At 40.7% G+C, this 14,923-nt stretch carries 7 protein-coding genes; 3 read left to right on the plus strand and 4 right to left on the minus strand.

Annotated features, from left to right (window positions below; all coding sequences use genetic code 11):
• Window positions 1-27: 27 nt before the first annotated feature.
• From D7322_RS09945 to D7322_RS09960, 4 genes are all read right to left on the minus strand, one after another.
• On the minus strand, window positions 28-1,482 hold the full coding sequence (locus D7322_RS09945) for an alpha-L-fucosidase (protein ID WP_317125725.1): 1,455 nt from the start codon (window positions 1,480-1,482) through the stop codon (window positions 28-30).
• An 18-nt stretch (window positions 1,483-1,500) separates the two neighbouring features.
• Window positions 1,501-1,785 (minus strand): carboxypeptidase-like regulatory domain-containing protein, encoded by a 285-nt coding sequence (locus D7322_RS09950; RefSeq protein WP_121123761.1) that lies wholly within the window; start codon window positions 1,783-1,785, stop codon window positions 1,501-1,503.
• Between the two features lie 342 nt (window positions 1,786-2,127).
• Window positions 2,128-3,642, minus strand: a complete 1,515-nt coding sequence (locus D7322_RS09955) for a RagB/SusD family nutrient uptake outer membrane protein (RefSeq protein ID WP_121123763.1) — start codon at window positions 3,640-3,642, stop codon at window positions 2,128-2,130.
• Between the two features lie 115 nt (window positions 3,643-3,757).
• A complete protein-coding gene (locus tag D7322_RS09960) occupies window positions 3,758-6,859 on the minus strand; it encodes a SusC/RagA family TonB-linked outer membrane protein (RefSeq protein WP_121123765.1) in 3,102 nt (1,033 codons plus the stop codon).
• 384 nt (window positions 6,860-7,243) lie between these two features.
• Here D7322_RS09960 and D7322_RS09965 point away from each other — a divergent pair, with 384 nt between their 5' ends.
• The 3 genes from D7322_RS09965 (at window position 7,244) to D7322_RS09975 (ending at window position 14,882) form a co-directional block, all read left to right on the plus strand.
• Window positions 7,244-10,066, plus strand: a complete 2,823-nt coding sequence (locus D7322_RS09965) for a helix-turn-helix and ligand-binding sensor domain-containing protein (RefSeq protein WP_183078659.1) — start codon at window positions 7,244-7,246, stop codon at window positions 10,064-10,066.
• A gap of 266 nt (window positions 10,067-10,332) precedes the next feature.
• Complete coding sequence (locus tag D7322_RS09970) at window positions 10,333-13,431, plus strand: SusC/RagA family TonB-linked outer membrane protein (RefSeq protein ID WP_121123769.1); 3,099 nt, start codon at window positions 10,333-10,335, stop codon at window positions 13,429-13,431.
• 20 nt (window positions 13,432-13,451) lie between these two features.
• Window positions 13,452-14,882, plus strand: a complete 1,431-nt coding sequence (locus D7322_RS09975) for a RagB/SusD family nutrient uptake outer membrane protein (protein WP_121123771.1) — start codon at window positions 13,452-13,454, stop codon at window positions 14,880-14,882.
• Window positions 14,883-14,923 lie beyond the last annotated feature (41 nt).

A 14,923-nucleotide genomic window follows, 5' to 3' on the forward strand; every position in this document is an offset into this window, starting at 1 on the left:
TATCTTTTCTTAATCTTTAGATTTGGGTTATTCATCCAAGGCTCCGGTTTTCATTTTTTTTGCGGTATTGGTCTTATCTCTTTCAAGCTTTCCGGCCAACTCAATTTTGATCACAGTTGCCACGGGATCAATCGCCTGTTTGGGAATTTCAATTTTGATCGTTTCAGGCTGTGATTTCACCTTAAGCATCTTACCATTCGCTAGAAAACTGGTTTTTAAAACTTTATTTTTTATTGGAAGAACGACCGTGCCATCTTGAGGCCAGTCAAATATGGTCAGATAAAGCAGGGTCTTGTTTCCCTGTTCCTTCATTGTACATCTTCCCCACTCAAATGGCTGCAGAGGACTGCTTTTGGTTGCGTAAATTGCTTCACTGTTTATTTTCATCCATTTGCCTATGGTCGCCAACCTATCTATGCTTTCCTGCGGGAAGGTGCCATTGGGTTTTGGGCCGACATTGAGCAAATAATTCCCTCCCTTTGATGCGATATCAACCAAATTACGGATCAATGTTTCTGCCGACTTCCATTTATGATCAGACGTACGAAACCCCCAGGTTCCGTTCATGGTCATACAAGTTTCCCAATGCTTTCCTTCCAATTCGCTCCAATCTGGAATTTTCTGTTCTGGCGTCTTTGTATCACCCGGAAAATTTGGTCTTTTCAAGCGATCATTGGTAATAATATTGGGTTGCAGATGCAGTTGTTCCTGTAACATGCTCGCAGCTTCGTCAGTCATATTTGTTGGTGTATCCCACCATAAGACAGAAATATCACCATAGTTACTCAAAAGCTCTTTCACCTGCGGCACAGATACGTTTTTGATATAGTCATCAAAACTCACGGTTTCTTGCTTTGGATCCCAATGGCCTTTATGCGCTAAGGTATAGGCATCTATTTTGGCTGAGTCCGGATTGGGCCAGCCTTCGCGCATGAGTTTTCGCGCTGCCGAGCCTCCGGGATTATTCCAGTCTTGCGCCTGTGAATAATAGAAGCCCAATTTGATTCCATACTTCTTACAGGCGGCGGCTAAAGGCTTCAACAGATCCTTACCATAAGGAGTCGCATCAACCATATTCCATTTGCTGGTTTTGGTTTCGAACAACGCAAAACCGTCGTGATGTTTGGCTGTAATAATGAGGTATTTCATACCGGCATCTTTCGCCATCCGCACCCATTCGTCGGGATTATATTGTATAGGATTAAAATGGCCTGCCATTGCCTGATATTCGTTAACAGGGATTTTTGACCGATTCATAATCCATTCCGCTCCACCCCGAGCTTGTTCATGACCACGATAGACACCGCCAAATTGTGCGTATACACCCCAATGGATAAACATACCAAACCGGGCTTCTTCCCACCATTTCATCCGTAGGCTATCCGGTAATTTATTTTCTTGCGCCATTGATGCGCCACTTGACATTCCGGAGACCAAAAGCACCAGGAATAGTATTTTATACATGTTGAGTTTAGTTTTCATGCCTATAATGGTTACATTTTAAAAGCCTTTTTTTATTAAACAATTTGACTCCTTCAATACGAGATTGATATGATCCTTTTTATTGACCGCTATTTCGGTTTTCTCTCTACCAACGAAAAAGAAAATCAACATATCAGTATCCTTGGCAATAATCTGATAATTGCCGGAAGCATCTGTGACAGTCCCATTCTGTGCGCCTTTAATCCGTGCTGCCCCACCCGCGAGTGGTTCGCCCGCCAATGAGGTTATTCCTGATATTTTCAACTGTGACCGTCCAAACACTTGTACCGCGACCAAACTCATCAGCGAAAACAAAAGCCTCCTTTTTCCCTACCGCTTTAGCTATCGGTGTTATCATAGTTGTCTTGGTTTATCTGGTTAGCTAACTCAATAAATGAAACCAAAGATCAAGAATAGCTCTCGCCCAAGAGGGGTATTTTTCGTTCAAATAGGTGGAAAAAATGTCTTTTTTCTTGATTTGTGGTGGAATTAAATGGATTTTGAATAAAATTAAATTTTCAATCACTGTTTCTTTGCTGACAATGGCATAAAAATGCGCTGTCTATACTCAAAAAGAAAATATCAACCTATTTATAAGTTGATATTTCCTCTCATTTAGCGTCACATTAGCCTGGTACTGCTGTTCTAATACCCTGGATTTTGAGGCAGTAAATTTGTATTACGTGCGATTTCATCCTGAGGAATAGGCATCAGTGCATGAAAATCTTTTACTTTTGGTTGGCTTTCATAGGCTCCCTGCCTAGTAAATGCATCCACTACTTGTCCCCAACGTTTGATATCATACCATCTTTTCCATTCAAAAGCCAACTCAACACGACGTTCCTCCTGCACTGCTTTTCGAAAATCTGTCTGTGACATACCCGTTGCCAGGTCGGCAGGATAATGCTGTACGCCCTGTGGCGTATACCTTGCTCTAGCCCGAACAGCATTTATATAGCTATATGCCTTTTCTGTCGGTCCGCCTTTACTTTCATTTAATGCCTCAGCTGCCATTAATAGAACTTCAGCATAGCGAAAGATCACGTGTTTGATATCAGAGTCCGAACCATCCGCTCCAGCATTAGAGCCCGGGTGCAAACACCATTTTGCGGTATGTATACGTGGCCATTTCCATTTCTGATAAGGTGTCATCACTCCCTTTACCGGTGTTTCGGTCAGAAAACTAATTTTCTTTCTGTAATCTTGGTCAGAAAAGCTATCATATACACCGGTTGATGGTACAAGAACGCTCCATCCCAACATATCAGCATCTCGTACACCGGTCATCGGCGCCGTATAATCTTGGTTGGATGCATTTTCTCCGGTAATTCCCCCCAGAAAATCAACTACCCAGACATGCTCAGTCTGAAAACCGAGATCGGCATCCCATAGGCTATTATAATCTTTGACCAGAGCATACTGGTATTTGTTTGCATCATTGATCACAGCCTCAGCCACCTTAGCGGCATCATCCCATTTTTTCAAGACCATATAGACCGAAGCCAACAACGTCTGAGCGGCACCTTTGGATGGTCTTGCTTTGTTGTTATTGGCATAGGTATCTGGCAAATTCGCTATCGCATATTCACAATCTGCGATGATATTGTCATACACCTTTGCTGTTGGAGTTTTACTGATAGCAATTACCTTGCTTGGATCACTGACAAATTCACCAATATAAGGGATATCCCCAAATAGTTGAACCAAGTGATAGTAATATAGCGCCCGAAGTAACCTCGCTTCGGCAATGAGGGCGGATTTTTTAGCCTCATTCATTGTGACGGCTGGAATACCATCTATTGCGGCATTTGCAGCGCCAATGCCCAGATAAGCGGTTTTCCATACCGCGAGTAGATCCTGATTGCTCGCGTCGTGTGTAAAACTATTCAACTGAATCCGACTAGATTGCGTACCAATATCCGCAATATCAATGTCATCACCCAGCAATTGCAGTACCATGGTCAATCGCCGTCCATAAAAATCTGCATTGGCTAGCAATCCGTAAATCCCCATCACGGAAGCTTCTGCATCCGCTTCCGTCTTAAAATATTGTTTAGGATCCAAAATACTTACCGGTTCCTCGTTGAGTTTGGTACAGGAAAACAAGCTGGTGAAACACAGCGTTGTAAGTAGGATACGATATATAGTTATCTTTTTCATTAGCATGAATTATTAACAGGTGTCTATTTCGAGCATTTAGCTGAAAATTGCCACACCCGGATTATTTATTTTTATTTAACTACCATTAATGTTACTTAGATGGTTCTTAGTCATGTCAAAACCTTAGATTTAAGCCAAGGGTATATGATTTAATGTTGGGGTAACCCATGTAATCCAATCCGACATTCCGGTTGGAGTCCTGATAGCTTACCTCAGGATCAAAACCCGTGTAATTGGTCCATGTCCATATATTTTGTGCACTGACATATATTCTTAAATATTTAAGATGAATTTTCTCGAGTGACTTTTCTGAAAAATTATAGCCAAGAGCAAGATTCTTTAAGCGGAGGTAAGAGCCATCTTCTACCCAGCGCGAGGAAACTTCGGGATTGTTGGTTGAGCTTGCCCTTGGTACGTCAGTATTGGTATTTTCTGGTGTCCAGCGTCGCAGTGCATCCTTTGTAGCATTTCCTTTTCCGGCCATCCAATCCAGTTCCATTCGTGTGATATTCAACATATCATTGCCATAACTTCCTTGCATAAAAATATTCAGATCAAAATTCTTATACTTAAAATCATTGTTAAAACCGAAGGTGAAATCAGGATTTGGATTGCCTATAATCGTACGGTCGTCAGCATTGACAACACCATTTGCACCGGCGGTCAATTGGTTATTTTTATCGCGCCCAAATAAATCCTTATAGCGAATATCTCCAGGTTTCTTATTTGGTTGTGCGCTAAAATCATCGCCCTGCTGATAAATTCCATCTGTCACCCATCCAAAAAATGCCCCGAGTACTTCACCTTCACGTAGCAGCTGTGAATCGGTTGAAAGCATGTGGCCCGGGATCGTATTATATCGAATCTCGCCGCCTGGAAGCTGCAAAATTTTGTTGCGATTGAAACTGATGTTAAAATCTGTTTTCCATCCAAAGGCACCGTTGAGATTGGTTGTCTGCAAACCAAATTCCCAACCTTTGTTTTGTACACTTCCCACATTCTGAAGTGCCGTAGTAAAACCTGAATAGAGGGGCAGTGGCACCTGATACAAGAGATTGATCGTTTTTTTGTAATAATAGTCTACTGATAGGTTGATTCGGCTCTTTAGCATACCGATATCCAATCCGGCGTCTGTCTGTTTGGTCGTTTCCCAAGTCAGATTCGGGTTGGCAACATTGGTCGGCCGCACTGCATTAACTGGACTTCCGCCCATTGTTGTCAAGGTAGGTGAAAATCTAGCCAAGGATTGGTACGAACCAATTTCAGAGTTTCCGGTTTCGCCATAACTTGTTCGCAATTTTAAATTGCTCAGCCAATCGATCGATTTCATAAATGGTTCCTGACTCAGGTTCCAGGCAAGCGCCCCAGAAGGAAAGAAAGCCCATTTATTGTTGTCACCAAACTTCGAGGAACCATCATACCTACCTGTAGCAGTAATAAAGTAACGATTTTTGTAATTGTAGTTTAAACGTCCATAAAATGAAGACATTACCCAATCTTCAAGATTCGAAGATGCATTTTGATAATTGGAACCAGCACCTAGATTCCAATAACTAAAGCTGTCTGAAATGAAATTTCGATTATTGGCCTGCCAGGTTTCATTTCTAGAACTCTGATAGGAATAACCAGCCATCGCATTCAGATTATGGTCTTCGCGAATGGTTTGCGTATAGGTCAGAAAGTTTTCATTAATCAAATTGGTGTTTTTATGTGCCGCGATCGATCCAACTCCACCGAAATTTCTGCCTTCGACAAGTTCTTTTGAGACATAATTACCTGTACGTTGATTGCTGACCTGTACACCAAAGGTGCTGCGAAAGATCAGATTTTTGAGAATCCCCAACTCCACAAATCCATTCCCCTGAAACAGATCTGTAATCACTTCGTTTTTCCTTTCCATGGCAGCAGCCACCGGATTATCATGCGGGTCACCGAACTGCTTCAAGGTGTATTTTCCTTCGTCATCGTAAACTCCCTGTGTAGGTTCAAAACGCAGGGCTGCGGAGATCACCCCCGCACCTGTCGTTCCGCTACTTCCTTCCTGTGTTCTTACACCGTTTAATTTATTGCGGTTAAACAGCAGTCTTGTTCCGATTTTGATGCGATCAGAAACCTTCATCTCTAAATTTGAAGTCCCTGAAAGTCTTCTAAAATCCGAGTTTATCACAGTTCCCTTTTGTCCAAAATGACTGACGGAAGTATAATATCTGATATTGTCACTGCCTCCCGACACGGAGACCTGATTATTCAACTGGTTTCCATTTCTAAAAATCAGGTCCTGCCAGTCGGTTCCTTCACCCAGGGCCCCTGGATCTTTAAATGGTAGATTATTATTCCCAGCATTCTTATAGGTATCGTTAATATAGGAGGCAAATTCCGACGCATTTAATAGCGAAAGGCGCTTCCCTACTTTCTGTGAAGCAAAGGAATTATTTAATTCAATAATAGGTTTACCCGAACGTCCTTTTTTCGTTGTTATCATGATCACCCCATTGGCACCTCGGGAGCCATAAATAGCTGTTGCAGAAGCGTCTTTTAACACCTCGATAGATTCGACATCTTCGGGAGCGGGTGCCGAACTACCGGGAAAACCATCAACCACATACAATGGATCACTACTCGCATTGATGGAACTACCGCCCCTAATCCGTACGCGAGGAGCTTTGCCGGGCTCTCCATTCGTGCTGGTCACTGAGACCCCAGGGGCTCTTCCCTGTAAAGCTTGTGCAGTACCTGCCAAGGGGAATGCACTAATTTGATTCGCATTAATGGAAGACACGGAACCTGTTAAATCACTTTTTCGCTGTGTTCCATAGCCCACGACGACAACCTCATCCATCAGTGACTCATTCGGCTGTAAGGTGAGCTGTACTGTCTTTTGATTTGCGGCGAGTTTAATTTCTTGTCCGGCGTAGCCGATGGAAGAAAAAGTTAAAGTTGCATGCGCAGGTACCTTAATTATAAATTCCCCTTTATCGTTGGTCTGGGTACTTCGATCGGGGATTCCTTTTACACTTATGGATACCCCCTGCAAAGGAGAATTATCCTTGTTGACAACCTTACCTCTGATTTCTGATTCTTCCTGATTAATTTGAAGATGGGTACTTCTGTCTGGGCTTTTAGTTATTCCCAGTGATAGTCCCGGTGACAAAAATATTGCCATGGAAGCATAGGGAATAAGCGCACAGGGCCCTCTTCCGAAAAGCTTTGATTTCATAATTCTACTGTTTAGTGTTTTTTGGGTTTACATTTTGATTGATGGATTCACTCCTTGAGCAATTCGTTTGAATCCAAATCTAATTTTTAAAGATTTGTTCAAGTCATAGTTGTCTTTTGTTTGGTTATTTGTTTCCAAGGTAATTAAAAAACAAGTAGACTTCACTGAATTATACTATTAAAAATGCGAAAACGATTTCGACTATTTTATCAAAAAAACAGCTTAGAATGTCTATAATGACATTCATCTGCGGCCCGGATTCTCCCATTTGCAATAAAATCTATATATTGCTTTTCAAATCAATTTAAAGTGAGGGATTCAATGATATCAAAAAAATATAGCGTTAACTATATCTTTTGGTTTTGTGCTTTTTTTATTCTTAATATGAATACTGGTTATGGCCAGACAATCATACCCACAGGCACGCCGTTTGTAAAGCAATACAAAAAAAGTCAATACAAGGCAGGCAACCAGAATTGGTCTTTGGCTATTGATCAAGAAGGACGGATCTTTAGCGCCAATACGGAAGGATTACTACGATTTGACGGACAATACTGGCGGATGTACCCACTTCCTAACCATTCAATGGTCCGCAGTGTTGCTGTTGATAAAGCCGGAAGAGTATTTACAGGCGGGCGGGGTGAATTTGGTTACTGGACGTCAGGACCCTTTGGTGAGATGACTTATCATAGCCTATCCAAATTGGTCGCGGATAAGACTTATTTTCCAAATGAAGAAATCTGGAAAATTATTGTGGAGGATAATCGTGTATTCTTCCATACCTTTTCCAAGTCCTATATCTGGGAGAATAATAAAATCAGACCACTGACGGCTAAAGGCGAGCCGTTCTTATTTCCCCATCAGCTCAACGGTCAACTTTTCTTTGAACAGTTACCTAGTGGTCTACATGAATTCAAAGCTGGGAAACTGGTACCTGTACAAGGTAAGGAGACCCTCCGGGACAAAAATGTTTTAGCGATATTACCCTATGATAAGGATAACTCAATAATAGCAACCGCGCGACATGGACTTTATCTGATGTCGTCCAACGGGATAATTAAACAATGGTCAATTTCGGCCAATACCATCCTCAGTCAATCTCAGATAAATAACGGCATTTATCTATACGATGGGCAATATGCTTTTGGCACCATTCAAAATGGTGTGATTATTATCAACAAAGCTGGAGAAGTTGTCCAACATATCAATAAAAATAATGGTTTACAGAACAATACGGTACTTAGTATTGTAAAGGATAAACAACAAAATATCTGGGTAGGGCTAGATAATGGAATTGACCGTATTGAAATCAACTCTTCTTTATCTTTCTACACCGACTTTGTAGGCAAAATAGGTACGGTGTATACTTCAATTATTTACCGGGGGAAAATTTACCTAGGGACAAATAAGGGCTTATTCGTCAGTGAATGGAAGGGTCTAAACAACTATAATTCATTAGATTTCACACAAGTCCCCAATTCAAATGGTCAAGTCTGGACATTGGCTATTTTTGGCGATGACCTCATTTGTGGTCATAACGAAGGAACTTTTAAATTGGTCAGCGGTAAACTGGAAAAGATCTCCCAAATTACGGGGGGGTGGATATTCAAACCTATTTTTGGAACGAAGAATATTCTCCAGGGGAATTATACTGGATTATCAAAATTTGTTTTTGATGGCACACAGATTCTATTTGTCCAGCAATTTTCTTCGATCAAGGAACCTGTTCGATTTTTAGCACAAAAAGACAACCATTCATTTTGGATCGGGGATTGGGGACAGGTACAGTTAATTGATTTTGATCCGAGCTTCCAAAAAGCACACATTCAGTTTACATCAATGCAAGACAGCCTTGCTGCTAAACGAAGATTTACTGGAATTTATACCCTGGAAAATAATCTCGTTTTCGCTACGGACAGTGGATTCATGCAATTTGACAACATTGTGAAGCGCTTTACTTATTCCGATGAATTAAACAATGCCTTAGGGAGTTATAAAAATTCAAATAAGATTATCCCTATCAATACCAACAGCTATTGGTTTATTCAGAAAACAAAAATCGCCAAGGTCGATTTTGATAGCAAAGGAAAACTGAAGATAGATTCCAATCTGCTCAGCCCTTTGCAAGATCGCATGATGAATAATTATGAAAATATCCTTCCTATTGAAAATCACTACTATCTGATTGGGTTGGATGATGGTTTTGCTATCTATCGGAATTCAGGTCAAGATCGTAAATATATATTGCCTCCTCCTCAGATCGCTCAATTGACCAATCTTACAACCGGAGAAACGATTATACCGAATGGAGACCTTAAGCTGGCATCATCCGAGAATAACCTCAGGGTGAGTTTCTCAAGCCCCTATTACTCCTCTTCACCATTACAATATCAGTATTACTTAGAAGGTTATTCGGATAAATGGTCGGATTGGAGTGAAACAGCTTATCAAGATTTTACAAACTTGCCGTATGGGGATTTCGAAATTAAGATACGGGCCAGAACCAACACCGGCTTGACTTCGGAGGTACGGACAATATCGTTTACAATTCAATATCCCTGGTACCTATCATGGTGGGCAAAAATCTGCTATATTTTGATGGTTACAGGATTGATTTATCTTATTTATAATTTCAATCTTCAACGAGAAAGAAAAAGACAGTTTCAAGCGAAGCGAAAATGGTTAGAAGAAAAGAAAATTGCTCTGGAAAGAGATGCCGAACAACAGGAGAAAGAATGGATTAAATTAAAGAACCAACAATTGGAAGCTCAGCTCAGCCTAAAGAACAAGGAACTGGCCAATGCAGCGCTCAATATCGTCTATAAAAATGAAATGTTGAACAATCTACATGATGAACTCAAACAGCTCAAAGATGCAGAAGGAAACAGACTCAGTTCCGACGAATTGAAAAAAATAAATAAGCTAATCGAAGACGCCCATAACGACGATCGTGACTGGCATATTTTTGAAAAAAGTTTTAATGAATCACATGAGAATTTCTTTAAAAAATTAAAGCAGGAGTTTCCGGATCTTGTTCCTAATGATTTAAAACTATGTGCTTATTTACGGCTCAATATGTCCAGTAAAGAGATTGCTTCTCTGCTCAACATCAGTACGCGAGGTGTCGAGATCAGACGCTACCGATTGCGCAAAAAATTAGGCCTACCAACTGACAAAAACTTGTCCGAATTTCTGTTGGAACGTTAAAATTTCGCTACAAAGACTACATCATTACCACACAAGCGCTTTAGTGTAAAAACAACACTAAAGCGCTCTTTTTTTTACGCGAAATAAAATATTAAACATTTCAAAACCAGAGTTTTAAAATAAATTCAAAACAATATTGAGAAAGCATAAATACAGTGTAGTAGTGATGTGAAAATGTTAAATTTTGGCGAAGTTGTACTACATCAACATATTTGCTCCAGGGAAATAACCAACTGTATTTTAAACAAACACCAAAAATTTACGATATGAGGAATCTATCCGCATTATTTTTGACATCCATGGTCGTCTCGGTTGCCTATGGACAAACTTCTATACAAGGGGTAGTCAAAGATGGCTCAAGCATGGTATCCATGCCCGGGGTCACCATTAGTATTAAAGGGAAAACAGTATCTACAAAAACCGACGCAACGGGGAAATTTCAGATCAATGCCTCTCCTACCGATTCATTGGTATTTAACTTTCTAGGTTACCGTACACAAACGGTATACATCGGAAACCAAACGCAACTCAGCGTTTTTCTAGAGAATGAAAATAAAGCATTAGAAGAGGTTGTTGTCATCGGTTACGGTACGCAAAAAAAGGCTGACCTGACGGGATCAATTAGCTCCTTAAAATCATCCGACATCACTAAACAGCCCGCGATGTCAGCCATGCAATCCATTCAGGGTAAAGCCGCGGGGCTAAATATTGTTGCCAATGAAGCACCGGGATCTTCACCAAATGTCATTATTCGTGGATTAGGAACTGCTTTAGGAGGAAGAAATCCATTATATATTGTTGACGGTATTGCGCAAACGGACATCAACAATATTAACCCTTCGGATATTGAATCCATGGATGTATTAAAAGATGCTTCTTCGGCTTCTATCTATGGTTTAAGGGCTGCAAATGGTGTCATTATTGTTACCACCAAGAAGGGTAAAACGGGCACCGTTAATATCAATTATGAAAGCTATGCAGGAATGAAGAAAATTCTTAACCGAGTTAAGATGGCCAATTCATCGCAATTCATTACCTATGCGAACGAGTTCTTGGAGTCGGTTAAAGGAGATTATTTATTGGACTCTGCTCAAACAACCAATACAGATTGGTTTGATGAAATGCTCAGAACCGGTAGCGTCTATAATAACGCAATCAACATTTCTGGAGGTACTGACAAAGTCGATTATTTTGTATCAGCCAACAACTTCACTGAAAACGGAATCCTCGATGGATCGAAATATATCCGGAATACCCTACGTAATAATAATGTATACAAGCTATTCAACAACCGTCTTAAGTTTAGTCAAAACCTTAATTTGACTTTAACTAAAGCTACCCCTAAACCCTACAGTGCCTTTACAACGGCTTACAGGCAGTCTCCTTTGGTTCCCGTGATGTATAGCAATGGCCGATATGGGACAAATAGCGTCAATACAACAACGGGGATAGTTGGTTTAGAAACCGCTCCCGGCGAAAGCTTAGGTAACCTAAACTCTGAAGGTAATCCGATATATGAAGTTCTCCGTCAAAATCAATTGACAAATACATTGCGTTTACAAGGAAGCTTTGAAGGAGAGTTTAAAATAACGGACTATTTAAAAATCAATTCACGTATCGGCGGTAATAAGTTCTATTCAAAGGACAGACAATTTGTAAATATCAAAGAAAATTATCTCAATGCTAACCCATTAAAGACAGAGACCGACTTCTATAATGAGAAAGCAAAAGGTGGGGTAGGAAACATTGCTTTTGCAGATAATAGTCTTAAGTACGAGAATCTAGAACAATTCAGGTGGTCGTGGGAGAACTTCTTGACTTTTAACAAAAGTTTTGACAAACATAATGTAGAAGCTGTATTGGGTATGTCTCGCGAAAAATATGACATCAATAGTATGAATAGCCAAATGGGATATACTGTCCCCGGACAAGAACAGTACTGGAATATTGATTTAGCCTCAGATGAATACAAGATAGTCAATCGCCAGACCTATTATACGCCAAGGGCTCTAGCTTCTTATTTTGGTCGTATCGCTTACAATTATGACAGCCGTTATTATTTTACGGGTACATTGAGGCGAGATGGTTCCAGCGTCTTTAAAAATACCGGAAAATACTGGGGAACTTTCCCTTCAATCGGTCTGGGATGGAATATCTCCAATGAAGAATTTATGAAAGATGCCTCTTGGATCAATTTGTTGAAATTAAGAGGAAACTGGGGTAAGTTAGGTAATCAGGACATCCCACTAAACGTGTCAACCATCATGAGCAGCCCTGAAGCTTCGACGTATAACTATGTTTTTGGACCTGAACAAAATCTCGTATACGGCAGTTCTTATGGAACACCTGCTGTGAATCTTTCATGGGAGGTAACTCGTGAAACAGGTGCGGGTATTGATTTTGCATTCCTCAATAACAATTTATCCGGATCTATTGATTATTATCATAAATTAAACACTAATACGATCTTAAATGTAACACCGACTTTAAATTCTCCTTCAGAACAAAATTTCTATGCGCATGGTGCTAAGGTGTTAAACCAAGGTGTCGAGGTTGTGCTAAATTGGAATAAAAATATAAGTCCGGATTTCAGCTATACTGTTGGTGTCAATTACGCTTATAACAAAAATGAGGTTACCGAAGTGGTATCAGCCTTTGACGGCGACACCGGCGGAAGTCTTAATAATGGAGAAATTACCAAGCAGCTTCGCGTAGGACAACCTATTTACGGATGGTGGATGTTTGAATCCATTGGTGTATTTCAGGATGCGAATGATATCGCTAATAATCCTTCTTTCGGACCAGCTAAGCCTGGTTACTTAAAATATAAAGATCAAAATGGCGATGGTGTAATTGATACCCGAGATAAAAAATTCTTTGGTTCATTCTTACCATCTTCGACTTACGGGATCAATATAGGTATCAATTATAAAGCAATTGACTTTAATCTGTCAGGTTACGGAGTTGCAGGTAATAAAGTCTATAACGGGCTGAAAAGTATAAGGCAAAATGCAGGTGAAAACGTTACGTTGGAAACGTTTGAAAACCGCTGGAAAGGAGCAGGTTCAACCAATGTACATCCAGGTGCTGAACATGCTTATTGGGCTTCTAGTTATTATCTAGAATCAGGCAGCTATTTCCGCATCAATAATATTACTCTCGGATACACCTTCAACAACTTATATAGTTCCAAATCCAAATTACGTCTCTACGTAACAGCTCAAAATCCATTTATGTTTACCAACTACAGTGGTTTCTCTCCTGAATTAGCTGGCGATGGTAGTCCAAAACTGACCTCTGGTATTGAGTTATCGGCCTATCCGACAACACGTAATTTCCTTTTTGGGCTTAACATGCAATTTTAATCACTTAAGTTTTGAAAACAATGAAAATTAACAAACTCTATATATCCCTTTTTCTTAGTGCTGGTATTGCACTTCAGGGTTGCAAAGACAATAATTTTTTGGATGTTCCTTCTCGTGAAAGAGTTGAGGCTGAAGATAGTGAGGTGATATATACACCCGAACAATTTATCAACGGTGTGTATGGTATGTTTACATCTTGGGACTACTCCTTCTCCTACATCGGTATAACCGATATGCTGTCCGACAATGGGGATAAAGGCTCTGCTGTAACAGATGCCGGCGGAGATAAGTTAAGTTTAGACGAATTAACATATACCTCTACAACAGGCTCCTTTAAATCGATGTGGGTACGCTGGTATAAATCAATAGGACGGGCAACACAAGCTATTGAATATACCGAAAAATATGGGCTGACTGATGAAGCATATAAAAATAGACTGGTTGCCGAAGCCCGCTTTTTGCGTGCGCTCAACTATTTTTATTTAGTACGTGGATGGGGAGATGTACCGATCCAAGATCGTGATTTAATAAAAAGGGAATCCGCATCCGAAGTCTACAGCTATATAGAAGCTGATCTACAATTCGCTATCGACAATCTGCCTGTAAAATCTGCTTATGCGGCAAAAGATCTCGGACGCGCCACCAAAGGGGCAGCACAGGGATTGTTATCGAAAGTATATCTTTATCAAAATAAGTGGCAACAGGCAGCTGATATGGCCAAAACTGTCATCAACTCAGGGGGATATAGCCTTGAAAAAGACTACGCAACAATTTGGCGCTTGGCGGGAGAAAATGGCCCCGAATCCTTATTTGAATGGCAAGCGCGGGGGACATCAATTGCCCTTGGGGTTAAACAATATAGCCAGGTACAAGCTCCGCGTGGTGGTCTGGTAAAACTCGGTTGGGGGTTTAATACGCCCAGCGAAAATCTACTCAATGCTTTTAATGCTGAGCATGACAATATCCGTCGTGATGCGACCATTATTTTCAGAAATTCGACCTTATATGATGGTCGCGTAATCGACGCTGGCGTAGAAAATGCCATGTACAATATGAAAGCATACTCATCTGCTAACGGTGGTGCTGATTATACCGATAAAAACGTACGTTATCTCCGTTTAGGTGAAATTTACCTTATCCTTGCTGAAGCTGCAAATGAGCTTGGCAATAGCAGCGAAGCGCTGAATGCCTTGAACGCTGTACGGACACGCGTAAAATTAGCCAACGTAACGACGACTGACCAGGCACAGCTCCGTCAATTGATCTGGAAAGAAAGACGTCTTGAATTGGCATTCGAACATGACCGCTGGTTTGATTTGATTCGTACAAAACAGGCAAAAACTGCGATGGCTGCGAATGGAAAGACATTTCAGGATAAAATGTTGCTTTTTCCGATTCCGGAAGATCAACGTATTCAGACTCCAGAAATGCCGCAAAACCCAGGCTGGTAATACACAAAAAAATAACTCCGTTCAAACGGCCAAAGGCCGTT

Source organism: Sphingobacterium puteale (assembly GCF_003627955.1).
Taxonomy (GTDB): domain Bacteria; phylum Bacteroidota; class Bacteroidia; order Sphingobacteriales; family Sphingobacteriaceae; genus Sphingobacterium; species Sphingobacterium puteale.